This is a genomic window from Polaromonas sp., from assembly GCF_013817205.1.
Taxonomy (GTDB): domain Bacteria; phylum Pseudomonadota; class Gammaproteobacteria; order Burkholderiales; family Burkholderiaceae_C; genus Polaromonas.
The window spans coordinates 44,386-66,560 of the sequence record NZ_JACDDD010000010.1 but is presented as its reverse complement, the minus strand read 5'-3'; the positions used below and the strand labels follow the sequence as shown (position 1 = coordinate 66,560).

Genomic DNA, 22,175 nt, shown 5'->3' with positions numbered 1-22,175 from the left:
GTCGTGGGTCTTTGGGCTTGCGGCCTGCGCCAGCTTTACGGCTATAGCTTTGACTCTCTACGCGTTTACGCTGAGGGATCAACGTCTCAACACGTTGCCAGAATTCGTCAGTCACTTTCCAGGATTTGGCTTTTGCCATCACAACTCCAACCGCGGCACTCGCGCATGGAAAGTGATTATCATTTATTTACGGATAAGTTCTAAGTCAAATTACTCCATATAAGTAGTTAACTCACACCTTTTTCAATATGCCTGCGAGACGTGAATTTTCTTACCCCGCCTTGCGAATAGTCCCCTGCGCCGCAGCGCACAAGGTGCGCTCCTCACCGCGCAGCATGAAAACATCGCAGCGGCACACGGCCTGCGTTTTGCCGCTGCCCACCACTGTGGCCACGGCCAGCAGGCGCTCGGCGTCTTTGGCCGGGCGCAGGTAGTTGATCTTGTATTCGGACGTGACCGAGTCACCCAGCACCGAGCCACCGGCAAAGGTCAGGGCGTTGTCGGCCAGGTAAGACAGCACACCACCATGCACAAAGCCGTGCTGTTGCAGAAGGCCGGCCACCACCGGCAGCGACAGCTCGGCATGGCCGTGTGAAAAAGCGTCCAGCTGCGCGCCCAGCAGCTGGCTGAAAGCCTGCTGGCCCAGCACTTGTTGCCCGAAGGCGAGCATCTCAGCGGGCATCGAAGTCTCCGGTGGTGGCGGGCTTGGTGGCCGCGTGTTGCGCCGCCGCCCTTGCAAAGCGCGCGGCATTGGCGTGGATCATGGGCCGGTAAACATGGCGCAAAAGCCAGCCCGGCAGCCACTGTGCCCGCTCTTCATGGGCGACTCTGCCACGCGGATGGTTCATGAAGGCGAAGGGCGATTGAGGGCCTTGCGGTTCTGCTTGCCAGCATTCGATGTGGCTCACGTGCTTGACCGACTTGTAGCCGTAGTGCGCGGGCGCCACTAGGCGCAGCGGCGCGCCGTGGTCCAGTGACAGGGGGCGGCCGTTCAACGTGTCGGCCAGAATCACGCCAGAGGCCAGCAAGTCCTCCAGCAGCATGCGCGACTGGTAGCCGTCCTGCCCGCGCAGCACCACCCAGCGCACGCCCAGAGCAGGGTCGGTGCGTGGCGCGATGTGCAACTGATAGAAGTCAGAAAACCGCACGCCACCCCAGCGCAATGCTCGGTGGCTCCAGGTGGTCACGCAATGAAAGTCGCTGACTTGCTCAACCCTTTCAAGGCCCTGCAGCGTAGAAGAAATGACCGCTGGTGTAAGCGCGCCGCCGGAAAGTTGCAACGTTCGCGCTGTCGCGTCGTGCGGAAAGCGCCCGGCATAAGGGGCCAGGCCAAAGCGCGGAAAATCAGGCCGCGCTTTTTGCCCGGGTGGAAGAGGGCTGGCTTCAGGGTGTGGATTGGTCATAAGTTGCCTTGTAAGACGCCGGAATATCAACACGAAACAGCGCACCGGCCAGCGACAGCACGATCAGCAGCGAGATGACGGCGCCTGCCGCGCAGGGCACAGCAACCATCAAGGCCCTGGCCAGGCGCGGGCGGCCCTCTGACTGCCAGTAGGCGGCGCAACCCAGGTGCGTGAAGAGCGCCAGCACGGCCAAAAAGTAATAGGGTGCAAAGAAAAACTGAAACGGTGCCACGTGAAAGCCCGCAGCTGCGAAATAGAAGTTGGTATCCAGGCCAAGCGCCGCGCGCCCGGACAAAACGGCACCCACGTGAACGGCCAGAAAGAATGAAAGGTAGGCGCCCGAGGCGGCTTGCAGCCAGGCAATGCCTCCGTGCCGCTGCTTCCACCCGCGGATGACAAACACCAGCCCGCTGACGATCTGAAAACCAATGCAGGCCAGCAGCACCCATTCAACCGCCCTGGCCCGGTAAACCAGGCGGGCTGTTTCCATGAAAGCGATGTGGGCTGAAGCACCCCCCAGGCCCACCAGGTGGTTGGCAATGTGCAGGCAGGCAAAGGCGGTAATCACCATCGCCGAAAGCGCGTGAAGTTTGCGCGGCGTCATGGGGTATCACCTGCAACCGACATCCAGGCCCCGTGCTCCAGTGCCGCGCGCACCTTGGGTGGTACCGTGGGTTTGGCCTGTGCCACCCAGTGCTGCGTCAGTGACAGGGCCGGTGAAAACACCAGCGCCATCCACACCGGGAAGGGCATGGCCCGCATGTCGCCGGCCGCTACCTGCTGGTCTATCCACTCTGCCAGAGCGGCATAGGCGTTGGCATTGACGGCGCCACGCTCGGTACCTGCTGTCTTGCCGCTTCCAGCCGTCTCTCCCGTGCTAGTTGCCATGCCATCTGCCATGCCATCTGCCATGCCATCCGTGCGCCGCAACTTGTGCAGCAGGCGCGCTTGCTCGGGGTGTTGCAGCACCCACTGGATGTAGCCGCGTATCAGGCCCTTGACGCCTGCCTCGGCCGTGGCAGCTCCGGCTATCGGTGCCATCAGCGCGGCATGAAAGTCGCGCAGGGTGTGGGCATACAGCGCATCGGCCAGCAGCGCCTTGGTGGGAAAGTGGTGGTACAGGCTGCCGTTGCTGACGCCGGCTTCGACGCGCACCATGTCCATGGACGCGGCGGCAAAGCCGTGCGCCAGAAACACCCGCGTGGCGGCGTCCAGCAGCTTGTCTTTGGTGGTGACGGCTTCCATGATTGGAGTATCACTCCAGAGTTACACTCTAGTCAAGTGGATATTTTGACGGGCTGGTCCCCCCGCGGCGCATGTCAGGCCTGCAAGGTGCGCCTGAACAGGTCAAACAGCCGCTCCCAATGCCGCTCGGCTGCTGCCTGGTGATAAATGCCTTCACGCCTGGGGAAGACAAAACCGTGCTCGGTGCCCGGGTACCACTCAATGCGGTGCGGTGTGCCAGCGGCCACCAAAGCATCCTGCAGCGTTTGCACAATCTCTGGCGGTGCCCAGCGGTCGGTTTCTGCACAGGCAAAGTAGCTTTCGCAGCGGATCTTTGGGGCCATCAGGTGCGGCGAGTCGTCGCGGTCAGTCACCAGGTTGGCGCCGTGAATGCTGGCAATGCAACTGATGCGGTTTGGCAGGGCAGCGGCAGCCGCCATGACAAACGGCCCGCTCATGCAGTAGCCCACCGCACCCACGCGGCTGGCGTCGGCCTGCGGCTGCGCATCTACAAAGCGCAGCATGGCTTCGGTGTCGTGCACCAGCATGGCGTTGGTCAGAGAGTTCATGTGTTCAAACACGACCGCCATTTGCGCCTCTGTGCGCTCGGTCAACCAAAAGTCGCGCGAGCGGCGGTAATACAGATTGGGCAGCACCACGTAATAACCTACCGCCGCAATACGCCGCGCCATGTCGTGCAGCTCTTCACGCTTGCCCGGTGCGTCCATGTAAAACAGCACCACCGGGTGCGGCCCGCGTTCTTCGGGGTAAACCACAAAACTGTTCATCGCGCCGTCAGCGCTGGGGATGTCAATGTGTTGTTCAATCATGGGCAAGCCTCAAACAAAGTAAACCAGCAGCCCCAGGCCATACAGAACCGTCGCCAGCAAAATACCGCGAAACGGAATGCTGAACCAGTAAATCTTGCCCAGCACCACATAGCCCAGCAGCACAAGCAGGCCCAACGCCAGCAAAAAGACCGACTGAAACAAAAATGCCGGGTGTACCAGCGCCAGATAGGCCCACACCGCACCAAACAGAATCCCGCCATAAGAGTGGCTGGCGTTAAACCCTATCCAGGCGCGCCACATGGTGGTCTGGCGTGTGATGACTGGCGAGACCACCATCATCCTGGCCTTGAGCTCCGCGTCGCGCGGATCAAACTTGGGGCCGTAGAAGGTAAAGACCAGGTGCAAGAAACCCAGTACAAAAATGACAGCTGCGCTGGCGGCAATAAGCAGGGCGGGTGTACTCATGCCCCACATTCTGCCGCCACGCAGGAAAGCTGCGCGCAAATTGGCGACAATCCTCAGCAGAAAGAGAGACCGCCATGCCCTTGCCCTTTGCCGACCGCCTCAACAACGTAGAAACCTCTGCCATTCGTGAACTGTTCAAGCTGCTGGGCAAGCCCGGCATCATCAGCTTTGCTGGCGGTTTTCCAGACAGCGCCATGTTTGACGTGGCCGGCATTCAAGTGGCCGCAAACAAAGCCCTGACCGAAGAGCCCGGCGCCGCGTTGCAATACGGCGCCACCGAAGGCTACAACCCGCTGCGCGAACAGCTCGCCGCCTTCATGGGCAGCAAGGGGGTAGAGGTCGCGGCCGATGGACTGATCGTCACCACCGGCAGCCAACAGGCGCTGGACCTGCTGGGCAAAACCATGATCGATCCCGGCGACAAGGTGATTGTCGAAGGCCCGACCTTTCTCGCCACCATCCAGTGTTTTCGCCTCTATGGCGCAGAACTCATCAGTGCGCCCATCGACGCCAACGGTGTCAAGACCGACGAGCTGGAAAAGCTGATCGCCGAGCACAAACCCAAGTTTGTCTATCTGATCCCCACCTTCGGCAACCCCAGCGGCGCACTGCTGAGCCTGGAGCGCCGCAAAAAAGTGCTGGCCCTGGCCGTTAAATACAACACCCTGATTGTCGAGGACGATCCCTACGGCGACCTTTACTTCAACGCGGCGCCCCCTCCCAGCATCCTGAGCCTGTCGAAGGACGTTCCGGGCAGCACGGAACTCATCGCCCACTGCGGCAGCATGAGCAAAGTCCTGAGCCCCGGCCTGCGCGTGGGCTGGATGATCGGCCCCGCCGAGCTGCTGGCCAAGGCCACCATGTGCAAACAGTTCAGCGACGCGCACACCAGCACCTTCGCCCAGGCGACAGCCGCCCAGTACCTGAAGTCAGGCCGCATGCCCGCCACGCTGGCCAAAGTGCGCAAGGCCTATGGCGAACGTGCGCTGGCGATGGGCGCGGCCCTGAAGCGCGAACTCGGCGACGCGGTGGAGTTAACCCAACCCCAGGGTGGCCTGTTCTTCTGGGCCAGGCTCACCGGCGCGGGTGGCAGAACCAAAGATGCGGGCGAGTTTGCCAAGAAGGCGATTGAGCAGGGTGTGGCGTTTGTTCCGGGGGCGCCGTTTTATGCGGAGAGTCCGGACTTGAGTACGTTCCGGCTGAGTTTTGCAACGGCGGATGTTGCGAAGATTGAAGAGGGCGTGACCCGTCTCGGCAAGGCGCTTTGAATCGATCTGGACTGTTTCCGCCGGAGAGGTGCGTGGACGCCCGGGAATAAAAATGCCTGCTGCACATGTGCAGCAGGCTTTTTGTTTGGCGGCTATATAGGGGGTCGGGGCTCAGCCCGCAGGCTGTTCGTCCTTCTCAGCCGTCTCGCTGTCGGTCTCAGGCTTCTCGTCGGTGGTCACAAGATGAGGCTTCTTGCCGGGCTGAACGGCATGTTCCGCGCCGGGCGCGATCTCTTCGCCGCGGTGCTTCTTTTCCTGCTGGACTTTTTTGTCGTGGGCAATGTTGCGTGGGTCGGTCATGGGGTCCTGTGGGGTTGGGCTAAGAAGTGCAGGCCTGTGTGGACCTGTTCCTTCATAGTGCGCTGCACATCGTCTTCATGCCACCGCTGCAATACCTGAGCTTGTGTGGGAGTGGTCCCACGTCGCAAAGCGGGCAACGTTCGTACGAGCCGGGCGCACCGGGGCGACCTGCAGGGGTGGTGGCTTGTCCTTTACGTCCCGGCTGCGTCCGCGCGGCTTGCCGCCCAAGGTCCTTTCCCCATGGTCTATGCCCTGGTCCAGAAACAAACCGGTCAGTCTGGTTCGCGAGGTGCAGCTTGGTGTGCTCGGCTTCGAAGGCGATAGCGTTGTCGTGCGGGGTGCTGGAAAAGCCGTTGGATTCTTCCTGGTGCCCCGAATTAGGCTGCTCAAGGAGACGAAGGCAGGCCGGCGACGGCAATCGAGATATCCCGAGACGACTTATATCAAAACCGTATAACTGCTAGAGCCCTGTCTATGGTTACCTCCGGGCATGTGCACGGCGACAATCCGCATTGCCTGTCTGGCTGGTCAAGTTCGTTGGGTGATGTAGGTCGACCGGGAGACCCATCCGCTATGCTATTGAATTTGTAGCTACTCACGCAATACTGACGGGGGCTGGAGCCGGTTTCTCTCTTCATTTTTAACTGCATCCGGCCCCCGCCGTGGACGGATGCCCGGTATCAGGAACACCAAACAGGAGACACCGCCATGACTTTTCTACGCCTTGCCTCCGGCCCCCTTGCCCCCGGCCTGGTGGCCTTTTTGCTCCTGGCCTCTTCGGCCAGCGCGCAAAACTTCCCGTCCAAACCCGTCAGGATTGTCGTGCCTTTTGGCGCCGGTGGCGTGGCCGACCTCACCGCCCGGACGGTGGCACAAAAACTCGGTGAGTCGCTCGGCCAGGCGGTGGTGATCGAAAACAAGCCGGGCGCCGGGGGCGTGGTGGCCGGTGACGCGGTTGCCAAGGCCGAGCCGGACGGCCATACGCTGCTGCTGATGTCCAACGGCACGGCAGTCAGCGCGGGCCTGTTCAAGTCCTTGCCCTTTGACACCGTCCGCGATTTTGCGCCGGTGTCCACGCTGGGCTTTTTTGATATTGCCATCATCACGCCGGCCGACTCGAAGTTCAAAAACCTGGGCGAACTGCTGGCCTTTGCCAAAGCCAACCCCGGCAAGCTCAACCTCGGCAGCATCAACGTCGGCAGCACACAAAATCTGGCGGCCGAGCTGTTCAAGACCAGTGCGCGTGTGGACATGCAGATTGTTCCCTTCAACGGTACGCCGGCGGTGATCACCGCTTTGCGCGGCGGGCAGATCGATGCTGCGCTGGAAATCCTGGGCCCGGTGCTGCCGCAGATCAAGGCCAACACCCTGCGTGCGCTCGCAGTCACCGGCGAAAAACGCGCTGCCGTGCTGCCGGATGTGCCCACCGCGAAGGAAAGCGGCTTGCCGGCATTTGTGGCGTCCAGCTGGAACGCGCTGGCCGCGCCGGCCAAAACTCCCAAAGACGTGATCGCCCGGCTCAACAAGGACATCACCGCTGTGCTCAACTCGCCGGATGTCAAAAAGAAGCTGGCCGACCTGAACGTCGAGGCCCGTGCCAGCTCGCCCGAGCAGGCGGCGGAGCTGCTGGCTGGCGAAACAAAGCGCTGGGGCGAGGTGATTGTCCGCGCGAGAATCCCCGCGCAATAAGTTACAAACCGGTTCCTATAGGAGCGTCCGTCGTGAAGTTTGAACACCTGGGCATGGTTGGCTACGGCGAGGTTGGCCGGATATTCACGGCCGGCTTGAAGGACCGCTTGGCGGGCGCCAGCACATGGGACATCCAATTCGAAACGGCGGCACTGCGCGGCGAGCCGATGGCCCATGCGGCGCAGGCGGGTGTGCATGCATGCAGTTCCATGGCGGAGCTGTGCAGGCGTTCCGACCTGATCATTTCCGCCGTGACGGCGTCCAGGACCCTGGCGGTGGCACAGGCGGCTGCAGCGCACATCCGGCCGGGCGCGATTTTTCTGGACCTCAACTCGGCCTCGCCGGGCACCAAGCAGCAGGCGGCGGCGCTGATAGCCGCTGCGGATGCCCACTATATCGAGGCTGGGGTGATGACCTCGGTGCCGCCCTATGGCATCAAGGTGCCCATGCTGCTGGGCGGCGCACGCGGGGCCGAACTGGCTGCCGTGCTGACGGAGTGGGGCATGAATGCGAAGGCTGTCAGCGAGCAGGTCGGCGTGGCCAGCGCTATCAAGATGTGCCGCAGCGTGATGATCAAGGGCCTGGAGGCGCTGGTGATCGAGAGTTACACCACCGCACGCGCCTACGGCGTGGAAGATTTTGTACTGCCGACGCTGGCCGAAACCTTTCCCAGCATTGACTGGGACAAGCAGGGCGCTTATTTTTTCAGCCGCGTGGTGCAGCACGGCCAGCGCCGGGCCGAGGAAATGCGCGAGGCGGCCCACACCATGCATGAGGCCGGGCCGGGCTTTGAGCCCTTCATGGCTTCAGCCATTGCCGGCAAGCAGCAGTGGGTGGCCGATCAGGCCAAGCAGGGCCTGTTCAGCGGTATTGGCAAAGACGCGCGCTGGCAGGACTATGCGGATCGCTTGCTGGCTGCCACACCCAAACTGCCGTAACAGCCGGCCGCGGTGTTAGGCGTAGGGCTTGAGCGTGTCAACCACCACCGAGGTCACCACTTCAACCGCCATTTTTTGCGTGTCGGTGCTGGCGCGGCGGGCAGAACGCACCAGCATCAGTTCACTCATGATGCGCGGTGAGCGAATGCTGCGCAGGGTAAAGGGGGCCGGGTCTTCCACGTTGCTCAGCGTGTAGCTGGGCAGCACCGCATGGCCCATGCCCTCACGCACCAGACTCAGGATGGCGTTCAGGCCGTCCACCTCGAGTGTGATTTGCGGCTTGCAGCCAATCGTGATCATTTCGCCTTCGACCAGAATGCGGAAGGCATTGGGGCGGCTCGGCAGGATAAGGGGCAGGGCGGCGACTTCGACCAGGCTGATGGGCTGGCGCTTGCCTGTGCCGGTTTTTTTGGTGGACGGCTTGACGCTGTCCCTGCGTGAAATCAGCACCAGTTCTTCCGAATGCAGTGTGATGGTTTCCAGCTCGGGTGAGCGTTCCGAGTTGTAAAGCACGGCCATGTCGAGGTTGCCGACACGCAGGCCTTCTTGCATCAACACCGAAAAGCCCTCGGTCAGTGTCAGTTGCGCCAGCGGCAGGTGCTGCCTGAAGGCCTGCGTCAATGGCACGGTGATGAGTTTGGACAGGCTGGGCGGCAGGCCGATGGACACCCGCCCCGCCAGCCCGCCGCGCACGGCAGCCAGTTCTTCGCGCGCCACTTCCACCTGGTGCAATATGCCGCGCCCGTGTTTGAGCAGCAGCTTGCCGGCTTCGGTCGGTATCGCGCCGCGTCCAGTGCGGGTCAGCAGGTTTTGCCGCAACTCGACTTCCAGCAGGCGAACCTGGCGGCTCAGCGCTGGCTGGGCAATGTCCAGCGCAATGGAGGCGCGTGTGAAGCTGCCGAGTTCGGCCACCCGCACAAAGTACTCGAGTTGTTTGAGGTCCATGGTTTTGTCTTTTTAGATAACCTTTGTTTAATTATGCCCAACTGGCATACCTGATAGTCGGGGCAAGGCCTTTGTCTGGCGCGCGGAAGCCACCAGAATGAGGCCATGGCAAACACGGCACCCGCAATCATCAAGGGCATCTCTTCCATGGCCACCCGCCAGGTGCTGGTCGAACTGGTGTCTGCCTTTGAGCAGCAGTCCGGTTGCACGGTAGCGATAGAAGCGGTGGGCGGTGTGGATGCTGCCAAACGTGTGCAGGCCGGCGAAACATTCGATGTGGTGGTGCTTGCCTCTGACGCCATCGACAAACTGATTGCGGCAGGTCATTTGCAGGTCGGCAGCAGGCGCGATCTGGTGCGCTCCGGCGTTGCCGTGGCGGTGCGTGCCGGTGAGCCGGTGCCCGATATCAGCTCGGAAGACGCGGTGAAACGCGCCGTGTTGGTCGCGACCAGCGTCAGTTATTCGACCGGGCCCAGCGGCGTTGCGCTGGCCAGATTGTTTGAGCGCTGGGGCATCACCAGCGAGATGGCAGGCCGCATGGTGCAGGCGCCGCCTGGCGTGCCGGTCGGCACAATGGTGGCGCGTGGCGAGGTGGCGCTGGGATTTCAGCAGCTCAGCGAGTTGTTGCACGTCGAAGGCATCACGCTGGTTGGCCCGCTGCCGCCAGCCATCCAGATCCTCGCCACTTTTTCGGCTGGCATACACCGCAGTGTGGTGGCCGGCTCTCCGCACAGCGAGAGCGTGCGCGCCATGCTGGACCACATGACATCAAAGCAGGCCGACCAAGCCAAAAAGCGCCAGGGCATGGACCCGGCCTGAAAAATGAAAATACAGGAGCAAGCATGAGCCTTATCATTGACTGTCACGGCCACTACACGACGGCGCCCAAGGCGCTGGAAGAGTGGCGCGACAAGCAGATTGCCGGCATCAAGGATGCGACCGTCATGCCGAAAGCGGCAGACCTCAAAATCAGCGACGACGAGCTGCGCGAAAGCATTCAGACGAATCAGCTCAAGCTGATGAAAGAGCGCGGCAGCGACGTCACGCTGTTCTCGCCGCGTGCAAGTTTCATGGCGCACCACATCGGCGACTTCAATGTCTCCAGCACCTGGGCGGCGATCTGCAATGAGTTGTGTTTCCGCGTCAGCGAGCTTTTCCCCGATCATTTTGTACCGGTGGCGATGTTGCCGCAGTCACCTGGCGTGGACCCCAAGACCTGCATTCCCGAGCTGGAAAAATGTGTGAAGGAATATGGCGCGGTTGGCATCAACCTGAACCCGGATCCGTCGGGTGGACACTGGACCAGCCCGCCGTTGACCGACAAACACTGGTTCCCGATCTACGAAAAAATGGTGGAGTACGACCTACCGGCCATGATCCATGTCTCTACATCCTGCAACGCCTGCTTTCACACCACCGGCGCGCACTACCTGAATGCCGACACCACGGCGTTCATGCAGTGTGTGCAGGGTGATTTGTTCAAGGACTTTCCGACCCTGAAGTTTTTGATTCCCCATGGCGGCGGCGCCGTGCCCTACCACTGGGGGCGCTTTCGCGGGCTGGCGCAGGAGATGAAAAAGCCCCTGCTGAGCGAGCATGTGATGAACAATATTTTCTTTGACACCTGCGTCTATCACCAGCCGGGCATTGACCTGCTGAACACGGTGATCCCCGTCAAAAACGTTTTGTTTGCGTCCGAGATGATTGGTGCGGTGCGCGGCATTGACCCGACCACCGGCAACTACTACGACGATACCAAGCGCTACATCGAAGCCAGCAAGATACTGAGCGCCGATGACAAGCACCAGATTTACGAAGGCAATGCGCGCCGCGTGTTTTCGCGGCTGGATACCTTGCTCAAAAAGAAGGGGAAATAGCATGCACGAACTGGGCGTTGTTTACCGCAACATCACACGCGCCGACCGCGCAGCCGCCGACGGCCTGGCGGCGCTGGGCTCAGCCACAGTGCATGAGGCCATGGGCCGTGTCGGCCTAATGAAGCCATGTATGCGGCCGATTTATGCGGGCGCCCTGGTGTCCGGCACCGCGGTGACGGTGCTGCTGCACCCCGGCGACAACTGGATGATGCATGTCGTGGCCGAGCAGATTCAGCCCGGTGACATCGTGGTGGCTGCCATCACCGCCGAATGCACCGATGGTTATTTTGGTGACCTGCTGGCCACCAGCTTTCAGGCGCATGGTGCGCGTGCCCTCATCATCGATGCCGGTGTGCGTGACGTGAAAACACTGACCGAGATGGGCTTTCCGGTGTGGAGCAAGGTCATCAGTTCCAAGGGCACGATCAAGGCCACGGTGGGTTCTGTGAACATTCCGGTGGTGTGTGCCGGCATGATCGTTAACCCCGGTGATGTGGTGGTGGCCGACGACGACGGTGTGGTGGTGGTGCCGGCGGCGCTGGCCGGCAAAACGCTGGATGCCGCGCGGGCGCGTGAGGCCAACGAGGGTGAAAAACGCAACAAACTCGCTTCCGGTATCCTGGGCCTGGACATGTACAACATGCGTGAGCCGCTGGCCAAAGCTGGCCTCAAATACATCGACTGACATACGGACTGACTCTGACCATGACAAAAGCTGCAAGCGGCGACTTCGCCAAAACGCCTGGCTGGCTGGACTGGTATGACGGCCCCGCCACACCGCGTTTCAAATTGCCGGCTGGCGCAGTCGACGCGCATTGCCACGTGTTCGGCCCCGGTGCGCAATTTCCCTATGCGCCAGAGCGCAAATACACCCCGTGTGATGCCTCGAAAGAGCAGCTGTTTGCGCTGCGAGACAACCTGGGCTTTGACAAGAACGTGATTGTGCAGGCCACCTGCCATGGCAGCGACAACCGCGCGCTGGTCGATGCGCTCAGGCATTCGGACAACAAGGCACGTGGTGTGGCCACGGTCGGGCGGGATGTATCTGATGCGGAGCTGCAGGACATGCACGCCGCCGGTGTGCGTGGCACGCGCTTCAATTTTGTCAAGCGTCTGGCTGACTTCACGCCGCGTGAAGTGCTGCTCGAAATTGCAAATCGCATCGCGCCGCTGGGCTGGCATGTGGTGGTGTACTTTGAAGCGCAGGACTTGCCCGAGCTCTACGACTTTTTCACCGCGCTGCCCACCACGGTGGTGGTGGACCACATGGGTCGGCCTGATGTGAGCAAGCCGGTGGACGGCCCCGAGTTCGAGCTGTTTGTGAAGATGATGCGTGAGCACAGCAACATCTGGAGCAAGGTCAGCTGCCCCGAGCGCTTGAGCCTGGGCGGACCGCCGGCCCTGAACGGCCAGCAGCACGCCTACCAGGACGTGGTGCCCTTTGCGCGGCGCCTGGTGGAGACTTTTTCTGACCGCGTGCTCTGGGGTACCGACTGGCCGCATCCGAATCTGAAAGACCACATGCCCGACGATGGGCTGCTGGTGGACTACATTCCCCAGATCGCCACCACCCCCGAGTTGCAACAAGAACTGCTGGTCGATAACCCGACACGGCTTTACTGGGCAAGCTGACCATGTCCCTCGAAAAACCTTATCTTGACGTGCCCGGCACCACCATTTTTGATGCCGAGCAGTCGCGCCTTGGCTACCACCTGAACCAGTTCTGCATGTCGCTGATGAAGGCGACCAACCGTGAGCGCTTCAAGGCCAATGAGCGCGCCTACTTGGACGAGTGGCCCATGACCGAGGAGCAAAAGCAGGCGGTGCTGGCGCGTGACCTGAACCGCTGCATCAAGGCCGGCGGCAACATCTACTTTCTGGCTAAGATAGGTGCGACCGATGGCAAGAGCTTTCAGCAAATGGCTGGCAGCATGACAGGCATGACCGAGGACGAATACCGCAACATGATGATCGCGGGTGGCCGTTCGGTCGAAGGCAACCGCGTGGTTGGCGAAGATGGCACGGCGCAGGCCCACCGCCAACCGCAGGGCAAAGCCGACGCAACACGGAATTCATGACCATGGCAAAAATCAGCGCATCGGTTTACACCTCGCACGTCCCCGCCATTGGCGCGGCACTGGACCTCGGCAAAAGCGGCGAGTCCTACTGGCAGCCTGTCTTCAATGGCTACGACTTCTCCAAACACTGGATGACGGAGAACAAGCCAGATGTGATTTTTCTGGTTTACAACGACCACGCCACGGCATTCAGCCTGGACATGATTCCCACCTTTGCCATCGGCTGTGCAGAGTCCTTCACGCCGGCCGACGAAGGCTGGGGCCCGCGCCCGGTGCCGGTGGTACGGGGCCACCCCGAGCTGGCGGCACACATCGCGCAGTCGGTGATCCAGCAGGACTTTGACCTGACCATTGTCAACAAGATGGACGTGGACCACGGCCTGACCGTGCCGCTGTCTTTGATGTGTGGCCAGCAAGATCCGGTTACAGGGGCCTGGCCCTGCCCTGTGATTCCGTTCGCCGTCAACGTGGTGCAGTACCCCGTGCCTTCGGGCCGGCGCTGCTTCGAGCTGGGCAAGGCGATACGCAAGGCGATTGAGAGTTTTGACAAACCGCTCAATGTGCAGATCTGGGGAACCGGCGGCATGAGCCACCAGTTGCAGGGCCCGCGTGCCGGACTGATCAACAAGGAATTTGACAATGCTTTCCTGGACCAGCTGATCGCCGACCCGGAAGGCCTGGCGTCCAAGCCGCACATTGACTATGTGCGTGAAGCCGGTTCTGAAGGCATAGAGCTGGTGATGTGGCTGATCGCCCGGGGCGCGATGGCCGACGTGGCCGGTGGCCCCGCGCCGAAGGTTGCGCACCGCTTTTACCATGTGCCCGCCAGCAATACGGCGGTGGGCCATTTGATTCTGGAGAACAAGTAAATGAGCAAAACCATCAAAGTCGCATTGGCAGGCGCCGGCGCCTTCGGCATCAAACACCTGGACGGCATCAAGAACATAGACGGCGTGGAAGTTGTCTCGCTGATCAGCCGTGATCTCGAGAAGACCAAAGAAGTCGCTGCCAAATACGGCATCGCCCACGTCAGCACCGACCTGGCCGCCAGCCTGGCGCTAAAGGATGTCGATGCCGTGATCCTGTGCACGCCGACGCAGATGCACGCCGAGCAGTCCATCGCCTGCATGAAGGCCGGCAAACACGTGCAGGTCGAAATCCCGCTGGCCGACACGCTCAAGGGCGCGCAGGAGGTGGTGGCGCTGCAGAAGCAGACCGGCCTGGTCGCCATGTGCGGCCACACCCGCCGCTTCAACCCGAGTCACCAGTATGTGCACAAGGAAATTGCGGCGGGCCGCTTCAACATCCAGCAGATGGATGTGCAGACCTATTTCTTCCGCCGCAGCAACATGAACGCGCTTGGCCAGCCGCGCAGCTGGACCGATCACCTGTTGTGGCACCACGCAGCGCACACGGTTGATTTGTTTGCTTACCAGTGTGGCAGCCCGGTTGTTCAGGCCAACGCCATGCAGGGGCCGATTCACCCGGGCCTGGGCATTGCCATGGACATGAGCATTCAACTCAAGGCCGCCAATGGCGCGATCTGCACGCTGTCGTTGAGCTTCAACAACGACGGTCCGCTGGGCACCTTCTTCCGTTACATCGGCGACAGCGCCACCTACATCGCGCGTTACGACGACCTGTTCAACGGCAAGGAAGAAAAAATCGACGTCAGCCAGGTGGATGTGTCCATGAACGGCATAGAGCTGCAGGACCGCGAATTTTTTGCTGCCATCCGCGAGGGGCGTGAACCCAACAGCAACGTGGCCCAGGTACTGGCTTGTTATGAAGTGCTGCACAAGCTTGAGCAGCAGCTCAATTAGGGTGTTGGCCACGCGGGTGTTTATAATTGCGGTTCAGGCGCTGAGGGGCGCCTGCCCGCACAAGAGGCTCTCACCCTCCTTCATTCATTCTCTTTTCAACCTGACAGATCACGGGTTCGTTGGCCAAGCGCGGGATTGGCCTCCAACGTACCCAGGAGTCTTGTCATGGCATCTGCCTCTTCTGCCCCTTCTTTCCCTGATATCCCCGCGCCGGCTTCTGCCGGCCGCAGCCGCAGCGAGCTTAAAAAGCAGTACCGGGAAACCCCGCCGCCCATGGGCATCTACGCCATCCGCAGCCTGTCCAGTGGCCGCGTGATCGTGGAGGCCAGCATGAACGTGCACGCGGCGATGAACCGCGCCCGCTTCGAGCTGGACCACAAGTCCCACCGCGACAAACAACTGCAGAACGACTGGCTGGCCCTCGGGCCGGACAACTGCCGCTTCGAGGTCATAGACCTCGTCAAGCGGCGGGACGACCCCGCCTTCGATTACAAGGCGGAGCTGGCCGGTTTGCTGACGATGTGGCGCGAGGAGCTGGGCGTATGAAAACCGATGCACTTGACGATTGCCTGAGGGTCAGCCTTGCTCATTCAAGCCTCACACTGAAACTGGACGACGTTCTGGGCCTTTTTCATGGCCTGAGCCTGGGCGAGTTCATGCTGCTGCGCCTCCTGTCGAAGGCCGAAGGCGGGCGCCTGCCGCTGGTTGACCTTGAGCGCCCCCTGGGTGTGCGTATGTCGGGGGTGCTCCGGCAGCTTGCGCCTCTGGAAAAGACGGGCTACCTGCAGCGTGAGCCCGGGCGCGTGGTGACCCTGCGGCCGGCCGGACGTGCGCGGGTGACCGAGGCTGCAGTGACCGCCGAGGCTGTTTGTTCAGACGCGCTGGCGGGCACGGATGCTGCGGCGCGCGAGAGCTTGAGGAGCGTGTTGTCACAGCTATGCCGCAGCAGCGCGCTGGAGCTCACGTGACAGCGCTGCTGGATGAGTTGAAGACACGTGCGCGGCTTCGACTCAACGCCGCCCGGCGGGCTCCGCCGGGATGCGCCTGCGCTATTGCCTAAACCAGGTCGCGCGCGAAGTGGGCTTTGCCCACTGGGAGCACGCGCGGGTGGTGCTGGGAGGCGTGGCGGCGCGGGACGACGACATGGGGACCTTCTGGCACGCGCCGCGGACAGGCATTCTGCTGAACCTGTGGCTGGCAAGGTACGAGGAGGCGCGGGCGGCGCTTGAGGCCGATCCGCAAGCCTTCCTGCTGCCTTACCGGCGCCAGTTCATGGTCGTTCAGGCGGATTTCATCCAGGAACTGGGCGTGGACACTAGCCATCCCGCATGGGCTGAGGCCACGCATGACCTGGTGGCTGCATATGGGGGAAGCGCGTGGCTGCTGCTCGCAGGTCAGCGGATGAGGGCTCCCCGGAGCAGTTTCGTTTCCAGTTAAGCTTGAGTGATGCAAGAGCGAACCATAGGCCGATTCAACGTTTCAGCCATAGGCCTGGGTTGCATGAACCTGAGCCATGCTTACGGCACGCCACCCACGGCAGAGCAGGGCGAACGTGTGCTGCTGGCGGCGCTCGATGCCGGCGTCACCCTGTTCGACACGGCGGCGCTGTATGGCTTTGGCGCCAACGAAACCCTGGTGGGCAAGGTCTTGTCCAAACACCGCAGCCGTTTCACGCTGGCCAGCAAGGGCGGCATGGCAGGTGTGCAGTTTGACGACGGTATCAAACGTGTCATCGACGGCCGGCCCGAGACCGTTCGCAAAAACTGCGAAGACAGCTTGAAGCGCCTGCAGACAGATGTGATCGACCTGTATTACCTGCACCGCTGGGATAAAAAGGTGCCGATTGAAGACAGCGTGGGGGCCATGGCTGAGTTGGTACGTGAGGGCAAGGTGCGCAGCATTGGTTTGTCCGAGGTATCGGCAGCGACCTTGCACAAGGCCCATGCAGTGCACCCCATTGCCGCGGTGCAGACCGAGTATTCGCTGTGGACCCGCAACCCCGAGATCGCGGTGCTGGATGCCTGCCGCGAGATCGGCGCCGCTTTTGTCGCCTTCAGCCCGGTGGCGCGCGGCTTTCTGTGCGACGCGCTGCACGATGTCAGCACCTTGCAGGCCAAAGACATCCGCGCTGCCATGCCGCGTTTTGCCGCCGACAACTACGCCGCCAATCTCCAGCTGCTGCCGCCGTACAGGGCCCTGGCGCTGGAGGCCGGGTGTACGCCGGCGCAACTGGCGCTGGCCTGGCTGCTGCACAAGGCACCGCACATCGTGCCGATTCCCGGCACCACCAGTGTGGTGCATCTGCAGGACGATCTGGGCGCGGTGGAAGTACAGCTGGATGTCGGGTTGCTGGCGAAGCTCGAGGCCTTGATCAACCAGCAGACGGTGACCGGCCAGCGCTACAGCGCCCAGAGCGCCAGCGAAGTGGATACCGAGGAATTTGACGTCTGCAACCGCAGGCGTGATTTGCTATCGTAATAATAGCTGCTCATGCAATCCAGACAAGGGCTGCAGGCCAAAAATGCTTGTAACTTCGCCCATGAAAAAAGCCGTAACCCGTCAAACGGGATGCGGCTTTTTTTGTTGCCGGCCTGGCGTTACAGCGTGTCGATAAAGCTGCGCAGCTTGTCTGAACGCGAAGGGTGCTTGAGCTTGCGCAGGGCCTTGGCTTCGATCTGGCGAATACGCTCACGCGTCACGTCGAACTGCTTGCCGACTTCTTCCAGTGTGTGGTCGGTGGACATCTCGATACCGAAACGCATGCGCAGCACCTTGGCTTCACGCGGCGTCAGGCTGTCGAGGATGTCTTTCACCACATCGCGCAGACCGGCCTGCATGGCGGCTTCCAGCGGTGCGGTGTTGGCGCTGTCCTCGATGAAGTCGCCGAGGTGCGAATCGTCGTCGTCGCCAATCGGTGTTTCCATCGAGATCGGCTCTTTCGCGATCTTCATGATCTTGCGGATCTTGTCTTCAGGAATCTCCATCTTCTCGGCCAGGATGCTGGCGTCGGGTTCGAAGCCGAACTCCTGCAGATGCTGGCGCGACAGGCGGTTCATCTTGTTGATGGTCTCGATCATGTGCACCGGGATGCGGATGGTGCGCGCCTGGTCGGCGATGGAGCGTGTGATCGCCTGGCGAATCCACCAGGTGGCGTAGGTCGAAAATTTGTAGCCGCGGCGGTATTCAAACTTGTCCACGGCTTTCATCAAGCCGATGTTGCCTTCCTGGATCAAATCGAGGAATTGCAGGCCACGGTTGGTGTACTTCTTGGCGATAGATATCACCAGGCGCAAGTTGGCCTCGATCATCTCTTTCTTGGCGTCGCGCGAGTTGGTCTCGCCTTCGTTCATGCGCTTGTTGATGTCCTTGAGCTGGGCCAGTGGCACCACCACGCGGGCCTGCAGTTCGCCAAGCTTGGTCTGCAGTTCCTGAATCGGCGGGATGTTGCGCGCCATGGTGACAGACCATGGCTTGCCGGACGCCACCTGTTTCTCGACCCACTTGAGGTTCAGCAGGTTAGGCGGAAAGTCCTTGATGAAGACTTCTTGCGGCATGCCGCATTTCTCGACGATGATGCGGCGCAGCTCGCGTTCCTTCTTGCGCACGTCCAACACCTGGCCGCGCAGCAGGTCGCAGAGTTTTTCAATCGTCTTGGCGGTGAAGCGAACCGTCATCAGCTCGTCGCTCAGTGCCTTTTGCGCCTTCACATAGGCGGGTGTGCCCCAGCCTTCTTTGTCGTAGGTCTTGTGAACCTTTTCGAACAGCGAGGCGATGGTGTCGATGCGCGTCAGCGCTTCCTTTTTCAGCTCCTCGAGTTTTTTGGTCAGCGCCTTGGAGCCGCCCTTGCCGTCGTCGTCGTCTTCCTCGTCGAACTCGTCAAAATCTTCCTCGGCCACGTAATCGTCGGCTTCGTTGGGGTTGGAAAAACCGTCCACCACGGTGGAGATGACGACCTTGCCTTCACGGATGTCCTCGCCCAGGCGCAGGATTTCGGCGATGGTGGCCGGGCTTTCGGAGATGGCTTCCATCATCTTCATCAGGCCGCCCTCGATGCGCTTGGCGATTTCGATCTCGCCTTCACGCGTGAGCAGCTCGACCGTGCCCATCTCGCGCATGTACATGCGGACCGGGTCGGTGGTGCGGCCGAACTCGCTGTCAACGGTGGACAGGGCGGCTTCAGCGGCTTCTTCGGCTTCCTCTTCGCTTGATCCGGCGGGGGCGTTGGCGGTGATCAGCAGGGTTTCCGCGTCAGGCGTCTGCTCGTACACAGCCACGCCGAGATCGTTCAGGGTAACGATGACGGCTTCGAGGGTTTCAGCGTCGATCAGCTTGTCGGGCAGGTGGTCGGAGATTTCACCATGCGTCAGGTAGCCGCGCGTCTTGCCGAGCTTGATCAGGGCTTTCAGGCGCGCACGGCGCTTGGCCATGTCTTCTTCGGACAGGACGGTTTCGTCCAGGCCGAATTCTTTCATCAAGGCGCGTTCTTTCGCCTTGCTGATTTTCATGCGCAGCGGTTTGACCTTTTCAGTCGTCTCCGCCACCGGTTCGCCGACCAGGTCGTCTTCGATATCCGACATGTCCTCGTCGCCATCAACCTTGCCAGCCAGCTTGGGTTTGCGACCGCGCTTGGCGCCACCGGCTTCGACGGCTGCAGCCGGACTTTTGGGTGGCCGGCCGGGTTTTTTCTTGACAGGCACTTCGGCAACAACTGCGGCCGGCGCGGCCTTCAGCGGGACATCTTTTTTGGCGACGGGTTTGGCGGGAGAGGCAGGGGATTTGGTCAGCACAGGGGGGACTTTCTTGACGGGCTTTTCAGATTTCAGGGGCGCTTTGGGTACTGAGGCCTTTTTGCCGGGAACTGGTCTGGAGATGGCGGTTTTTGCGGGTTTTTCAAGCTTGCTGGCAGCCTTGCTGACAGGCGGTCGGGCGACAGTTTTGACTGCGGCTTTGGACTTGGGCACGGCTTTGGCGGACTTGCTGGTTTTTTGAGCAGGCATGACGAACTCCCGGTATGAAACTTCCTTCAACAGACTGGGTTCCCGGCACCGGCGTAATCGGGGCTCAGGCACAAAAAATGCCCGGAGCCGGAGGGCTGGGCATTCAGGGGCCTTTTCAGGCCCCCAGGCAAGTTGTTTGGGCGAACATTTGGTGTGCAGTCCTTGCGGAGATATTGCCCTCAACCAGTGCGGTCCCGTTCTTGCGGGGGGCGGTTGCCGGAGGTGCTGCTGTCGCGCTTGCCGTAGCGGAAAATCGGATTATACCCTGATGCCTCATTTTTGGGCATCAAAATGCGCCTGAAATCAGCTTTTTTTCAGCAAGGCCGAGAGTTCTTCGTACCGCTGGCGCGCGGCCGGGTCGGTCATGACATGGGGCAGCAAATCGACCATGTCCTGCTGGCGCTTGAGCTTGAGCAATTGGTCCAGAATGGCGCGCACCTCGTCCCAGTCGCACTCAATGCCCTCGAGGAGCTGGGCGATCTGGTCGATCGCGTGCTTCTCGTGCGGGTGCTCGCGCAAGCCCTCGCGCAACGCCGCCCAGGGCTGCGGGCCGTGTTCATGCAGTTGGCTTTCCAGCCAGACAAACAGCGGGCCGTGCGGCGCCGGCAGCTCGCACAGCAGCGCATGCTCCTCGCCGCTGAGCTTTTCCCAGCTCTGCGGGTCGGTCAGCATCAGGCGCAGCACCCGGTCCTCGCGGCTGGCGGGCAGAACGCGGCCGGCGATGCGCCGGACTGGCCGGGTGCTGCCACCTTTGGCGGCAAAGCTGCGGCCGGACGGGCTGGCAACCATGGGCAGCGAGGCGGCATAAGCACCCTCGTCATGCAGGTCGGAAAAGTTGCCGGAAAACGCCTCTTCATACGACATGGAAGTCGATATTTCGGGTGTTTTTGGCCTCTGGCTCTTGCCGGATGGGCGCAAGCTGCTATTGTTTTTATAGTCCCGCGCGTTTGCCGGCTGCCAGATCTGCAGCAGCTCGCGGCTGTCGATCAGCACCTGGTCGGCGATCTCGGCCAGCAACTGGCGTTTGAGCGTGCCGTCGGGCAGCAGGCTCCACAGCGGGCGCGCGTTGCTGGCCATGTGGGCGCGGCCCTCAGCGGTGTCCAACTCGCAGCCCTCGCCAGCGGCCTCCAGCATGAACTTGCTCAGCGGCACCGCTTTGGCCACCGCAGCGGCAAAACCGTCCTGGCCGTTGGCGCGGATGAAACTGTCGGGGTCGTGCTCCGCCGGCAGGAACAAAAACTTGACGCTGCGCACGTCGCTGGCAAAGGGCAGGGCCGCGTCGAGCGCCTTGCGCGCGGCGCGCCGGCCGGCGCCATCGCCGTCGAAGCTGAAGACCACCGCATCGGTGAAGCGGAACAGCTTTTGCACATGGTCGCTGGTGCAGGCCGTGCCCAGGGTGGCCACCGCGTTGGCAAAACCAAGCTGGGCCAGCGCCACCACGTCCATGTAGCCCTCGGTGACCAGCGCGTAGCCATGTTCACGCAGGGCGCTGCGCGCCTCGAACAGGCCGTAGAGCTCGCGACCTTTGCTGAACACCGGGGTTTCGGGCGAGTTCAGGTACTTGGGCTTTTCGTCGCCCAGTACCCGACCGCCAAACCCTATGCATTCGCCCTTGACGTTGCGGATAGGGAACATGATGCGGTCGCGGAAGCGGTCGTAACGCTTGGTTTCGCTTTGCGCGTTTTCCTCGCCTGGCTCGCCGGTGATGACCAGGCCGCTTTCGACCAGCAGCGGGTCGTTGTAGTCAGGGAAGACGCTGGCCAGCGCGCGCCAGCCTTCGGGGGCGTAGCCCAGGCCGAAGGTTTTCGCGATTTCGCCCGACAGGCCGCGGCCCTTGAGGTAGTCGATGGCCCGCGGCGTCGCCCGCAAATGTTTGATGTAGGCCATACCAGCTTTTTCCAGCACGGTGGTCAATGTCGACTGCTGCTCGCGTTGCTTGGCGGCGCGGGCGCGCTCCTGCGGCGAGACGTCGTCTTCGGGCACCTGCAGGCCATACTGCTGGGCCAGGTCCTTCACGGCTTCGACGAAAGTCATGCCGCCGTGCTCCATCAAAAAGCTGATGGCATTGCCGTTTTTACCGCAGCCAAAGCAGTGGTAAAACTGCTTCGACGGGCTGACACTGAAAGAGGGCGATTTTTCGCCGTGGAAGGGGCACAGCCCCATGAAGTTGGCGCCGCCTTTTTTGAGCTGCACATAACGCCCGACAATGTCCACCACGTCAGCGCGCGCCAGCAGCTCCTGGATGAATGATTGGGGAATGGTCACAGTTGTATTGTGCCCCGGGTGCCTGACACCACGCCCCGCCCAGGATGTTGCAAGACTGTCAGCCTTCAGAGCCGCCGTGGGGCTACCATGGCCGGACCACCGGCGAAGCCGG

The 22,175-nt window shown here is 61.6% G+C and carries 24 protein-coding genes; 14 read left to right on the top strand and 10 right to left on the bottom strand.

What is annotated here, in order from left to right; translation table 11 throughout:
- Positions 1-271: 271 nt before the first annotated feature.
- The 6 genes from H0W47_RS04255 to H0W47_RS04230 all read right to left on the bottom strand — a co-directional run bounded on the left by H0W47_RS04255 (position 272) and on the right by H0W47_RS04230 (position 3,883).
- Positions 272-682, bottom strand: coding sequence for a PaaI family thioesterase (locus tag H0W47_RS04255; RefSeq protein WP_296921167.1), 411 nt, complete (start codon positions 680-682; stop codon positions 272-274).
- Positions 672-1,403: a molybdopterin-dependent oxidoreductase gene (locus tag H0W47_RS04250; RefSeq protein ID WP_296921165.1), complete on the bottom strand. Its 732-nt coding sequence runs from the start codon at positions 1,401-1,403 to the stop codon at positions 672-674. The genes H0W47_RS04255 and H0W47_RS04250 overlap by 11 nt, the downstream gene beginning before the upstream one ends.
- Entirely contained in the window at positions 1,384-2,007 is a 624-nt protein-coding gene (locus H0W47_RS04245) for a hypothetical protein (RefSeq protein ID WP_296921163.1), read from the bottom strand. The genes H0W47_RS04250 and H0W47_RS04245 overlap by 20 nt, the downstream gene beginning before the upstream one ends.
- Positions 2,004-2,648 (bottom strand): TetR/AcrR family transcriptional regulator, encoded by a 645-nt coding sequence (locus H0W47_RS04240; RefSeq protein ID WP_296921162.1) that lies wholly within the window; start codon positions 2,646-2,648, stop codon positions 2,004-2,006. Before H0W47_RS04240 ends, H0W47_RS04245 begins: the two co-directional genes overlap by 4 nt.
- Positions 2,649-2,722: 74 nt before the next feature.
- Entirely contained in the window at positions 2,723-3,457 is a 735-nt protein-coding gene (locus H0W47_RS04235) for a dienelactone hydrolase family protein (RefSeq protein WP_296921160.1), read from the bottom strand.
- A 9-nt stretch (positions 3,458-3,466) separates the two neighbouring features.
- The gene (locus H0W47_RS04230) at positions 3,467-3,883 is read right to left on the bottom strand and encodes a hypothetical protein (protein ID WP_296921158.1); all 417 of its coding nucleotides are present in this window, start codon (positions 3,881-3,883) and stop codon (positions 3,467-3,469) included.
- 80 nt (positions 3,884-3,963) lie between these two features.
- On the opposite strand from H0W47_RS04230, the gene H0W47_RS04225 reads away from it, so the two are divergent.
- Positions 3,964-5,151, top strand: a complete 1,188-nt coding sequence (locus tag H0W47_RS04225; RefSeq protein ID WP_296921176.1) for a PLP-dependent aminotransferase family protein — start codon at positions 3,964-3,966, stop codon at positions 5,149-5,151.
- A 111-nt stretch (positions 5,152-5,262) separates the two neighbouring features.
- Here the strand turns inward: H0W47_RS04225 and H0W47_RS04220 are convergent, their stop codons facing one another.
- The gene (locus H0W47_RS04220; RefSeq protein ID WP_296921156.1) at positions 5,263-5,451 is read right to left on the bottom strand and encodes a hypothetical protein; all 189 of its coding nucleotides are present in this window, start codon (positions 5,449-5,451) and stop codon (positions 5,263-5,265) included.
- Between the two features lie 708 nt (positions 5,452-6,159).
- On the opposite strand from H0W47_RS04220, the gene H0W47_RS04215 reads away from it, so the two are divergent.
- On the top strand, positions 6,160-7,140 hold the full coding sequence (locus H0W47_RS04215) for a tripartite tricarboxylate transporter substrate binding protein (RefSeq protein WP_296921154.1): 981 nt from the start codon (positions 6,160-6,162) through the stop codon (positions 7,138-7,140).
- A gap of 32 nt (positions 7,141-7,172) precedes the next feature.
- Positions 7,173-8,078: an NAD(P)-dependent oxidoreductase gene (locus H0W47_RS04210; protein ID WP_296921152.1), complete on the top strand. Its 906-nt coding sequence runs from the start codon at positions 7,173-7,175 to the stop codon at positions 8,076-8,078.
- 15 nt (positions 8,079-8,093) lie between these two features.
- Here the strand turns inward: H0W47_RS04210 and H0W47_RS04205 are convergent, their stop codons facing one another.
- Positions 8,094-9,023: a LysR substrate-binding domain-containing protein gene (locus H0W47_RS04205; RefSeq protein ID WP_296921151.1), complete on the bottom strand. Its 930-nt coding sequence runs from the start codon at positions 9,021-9,023 to the stop codon at positions 8,094-8,096.
- Between the two features lie 105 nt (positions 9,024-9,128).
- Between H0W47_RS04205 and H0W47_RS04200 the strand changes: the two genes are divergently transcribed.
- The 11 genes from H0W47_RS04200 (at position 9,129) to H0W47_RS04150 (ending at position 17,279) form a co-directional block, all read left to right on the top strand.
- The gene (locus H0W47_RS04200; protein ID WP_296921149.1) at positions 9,129-9,842 is read left to right on the top strand and encodes a substrate-binding domain-containing protein; all 714 of its coding nucleotides are present in this window, start codon (positions 9,129-9,131) and stop codon (positions 9,840-9,842) included.
- A 23-nt stretch (positions 9,843-9,865) separates the two neighbouring features.
- A complete protein-coding gene (locus tag H0W47_RS04195; RefSeq protein WP_296921147.1) occupies positions 9,866-10,900 on the top strand; it encodes an amidohydrolase family protein in 1,035 nt (344 codons plus the stop codon).
- A 1-nt stretch (position 10,901) separates the two neighbouring features.
- Positions 10,902-11,585: a 4-carboxy-4-hydroxy-2-oxoadipate aldolase/oxaloacetate decarboxylase gene (ligK, locus tag H0W47_RS04190; RefSeq protein WP_296921144.1), complete on the top strand. Its 684-nt coding sequence runs from the start codon at positions 10,902-10,904 to the stop codon at positions 11,583-11,585.
- Positions 11,586-11,605: 20 nt separating this feature from the next.
- Positions 11,606-12,532 (top strand): amidohydrolase family protein, encoded by a 927-nt coding sequence (locus H0W47_RS04185; RefSeq protein WP_296921142.1) that lies wholly within the window; start codon positions 11,606-11,608, stop codon positions 12,530-12,532.
- A gap of 2 nt (positions 12,533-12,534) precedes the next feature.
- Complete coding sequence (gene ligA / locus H0W47_RS04180; RefSeq protein WP_296921140.1) at positions 12,535-12,978, top strand: protocatechuate 4,5-dioxygenase subunit alpha; 444 nt, start codon at positions 12,535-12,537, stop codon at positions 12,976-12,978.
- Positions 12,979-12,980: 2 nt separating this feature from the next.
- A complete protein-coding gene (locus H0W47_RS04175; RefSeq protein WP_296921139.1) occupies positions 12,981-13,847 on the top strand; it encodes a class III extradiol dioxygenase subunit beta in 867 nt (288 codons plus the stop codon).
- Positions 13,848-14,801, top strand: a complete 954-nt coding sequence (locus tag H0W47_RS04170) for a Gfo/Idh/MocA family oxidoreductase (RefSeq protein ID WP_296921137.1) — start codon at positions 13,848-13,850, stop codon at positions 14,799-14,801.
- 165 nt (positions 14,802-14,966) lie between these two features.
- Positions 14,967-15,347 carry a GIY-YIG nuclease family protein gene (locus tag H0W47_RS04165; RefSeq protein WP_296921135.1) on the top strand — a complete coding sequence of 127 codons (381 nt, stop codon included), beginning with the start codon at positions 14,967-14,969 and terminating at the stop codon, positions 15,345-15,347.
- Complete coding sequence (locus H0W47_RS04160) at positions 15,344-15,769, top strand: AsnC family transcriptional regulator (protein ID WP_296921133.1); 426 nt, start codon at positions 15,344-15,346, stop codon at positions 15,767-15,769. The genes H0W47_RS04165 and H0W47_RS04160 overlap by 4 nt, the downstream gene beginning before the upstream one ends.
- 70 nt (positions 15,770-15,839) lie before the next feature.
- Complete coding sequence (locus H0W47_RS04155; protein ID WP_296921131.1) at positions 15,840-16,238, top strand: hypothetical protein; 399 nt, start codon at positions 15,840-15,842, stop codon at positions 16,236-16,238.
- Between the two features lie 9 nt (positions 16,239-16,247).
- On the top strand, positions 16,248-17,279 hold the full coding sequence (locus H0W47_RS04150) for an aldo/keto reductase (protein WP_296921129.1): 1,032 nt from the start codon (positions 16,248-16,250) through the stop codon (positions 17,277-17,279).
- 119 nt (positions 17,280-17,398) lie between these two features.
- Here the strand turns inward: H0W47_RS04150 and rpoD are convergent, their stop codons facing one another.
- Together rpoD and dnaG are read right to left on the bottom strand one after the other, a co-directional pair.
- The gene (gene rpoD, locus H0W47_RS04145) at positions 17,399-19,798 is read right to left on the bottom strand and encodes an RNA polymerase sigma factor RpoD (protein WP_296921127.1); all 2,400 of its coding nucleotides are present in this window, start codon (positions 19,796-19,798) and stop codon (positions 17,399-17,401) included.
- A gap of 303 nt (positions 19,799-20,101) precedes the next feature.
- Positions 20,102-22,063, bottom strand: a complete 1,962-nt coding sequence (gene dnaG / locus H0W47_RS04140; protein WP_296921125.1) for a DNA primase — start codon at positions 22,061-22,063, stop codon at positions 20,102-20,104.
- Between the last annotated feature and the right edge of the window lie 112 nt (positions 22,064-22,175).

Excerpts from the sequence above, each read along its gene's own strand:
- H0W47_RS04255 (WP_296921167.1), bottom strand. The coding sequence starts at position 682 with ATGCCCGCTGAGATGCTCGCCTTCGGGCAACAAGTGCTGGGCCAGCAG.
- H0W47_RS04250 (WP_296921165.1), bottom strand. The coding sequence starts at position 1,403 with ATGACCAATCCACACCCTGAAGCCAGCCCTCTTCCACCCGGGCAAAAA.
- H0W47_RS04245 (WP_296921163.1), bottom strand. The coding sequence starts at position 2,007 with ATGACGCCGCGCAAACTTCACGCGCTTTCGGCGATGGTGATTACCGCC.
- H0W47_RS04240 (WP_296921162.1), bottom strand. The coding sequence starts at position 2,648 with ATGGAAGCCGTCACCACCAAAGACAAGCTGCTGGACGCCGCCACGCGG.
- H0W47_RS04235 (WP_296921160.1), bottom strand. The coding sequence starts at position 3,457 with ATGATTGAACAACACATTGACATCCCCAGCGCTGACGGCGCGATGAAC.
- H0W47_RS04230 (WP_296921158.1), bottom strand. The coding sequence starts at position 3,883 with ATGAGTACACCCGCCCTGCTTATTGCCGCCAGCGCAGCTGTCATTTTT.
- H0W47_RS04220 (WP_296921156.1), bottom strand. The coding sequence starts at position 5,451 with ATGACCGACCCACGCAACATTGCCCACGACAAAAAAGTCCAGCAGGAA.
- H0W47_RS04215 (WP_296921154.1), top strand. The coding sequence starts at position 6,160 with ATGACTTTTCTACGCCTTGCCTCCGGCCCCCTTGCCCCCGGCCTGGTG.
- H0W47_RS04205 (WP_296921151.1), bottom strand. The coding sequence starts at position 9,023 with ATGGACCTCAAACAACTCGAGTACTTTGTGCGGGTGGCCGAACTCGGC.
- H0W47_RS04200 (WP_296921149.1), top strand. The coding sequence starts at position 9,129 with ATGGCAAACACGGCACCCGCAATCATCAAGGGCATCTCTTCCATGGCC.
- H0W47_RS04195 (WP_296921147.1), top strand. The coding sequence starts at position 9,866 with ATGAGCCTTATCATTGACTGTCACGGCCACTACACGACGGCGCCCAAG.
- ligK (WP_296921144.1), top strand. The coding sequence starts at position 10,902 with ATGCACGAACTGGGCGTTGTTTACCGCAACATCACACGCGCCGACCGC.
- H0W47_RS04185 (WP_296921142.1), top strand. The coding sequence starts at position 11,606 with ATGACAAAAGCTGCAAGCGGCGACTTCGCCAAAACGCCTGGCTGGCTG.
- ligA (WP_296921140.1), top strand. The coding sequence starts at position 12,535 with ATGTCCCTCGAAAAACCTTATCTTGACGTGCCCGGCACCACCATTTTT.
- H0W47_RS04175 (WP_296921139.1), top strand. The coding sequence starts at position 12,981 with ATGGCAAAAATCAGCGCATCGGTTTACACCTCGCACGTCCCCGCCATT.
- H0W47_RS04170 (WP_296921137.1), top strand. The coding sequence starts at position 13,848 with ATGAGCAAAACCATCAAAGTCGCATTGGCAGGCGCCGGCGCCTTCGGC.
- H0W47_RS04165 (WP_296921135.1), top strand. The coding sequence starts at position 14,967 with ATGGCATCTGCCTCTTCTGCCCCTTCTTTCCCTGATATCCCCGCGCCG.
- H0W47_RS04160 (WP_296921133.1), top strand. The coding sequence starts at position 15,344 with ATGAAAACCGATGCACTTGACGATTGCCTGAGGGTCAGCCTTGCTCAT.
- H0W47_RS04155 (WP_296921131.1), top strand. The coding sequence starts at position 15,840 with ATGCGCCTGCGCTATTGCCTAAACCAGGTCGCGCGCGAAGTGGGCTTT.
- H0W47_RS04150 (WP_296921129.1), top strand. The coding sequence starts at position 16,248 with ATGCAAGAGCGAACCATAGGCCGATTCAACGTTTCAGCCATAGGCCTG.
- rpoD (WP_296921127.1), bottom strand. The coding sequence starts at position 19,798 with ATGCCTGCTCAAAAAACCAGCAAGTCCGCCAAAGCCGTGCCCAAGTCC.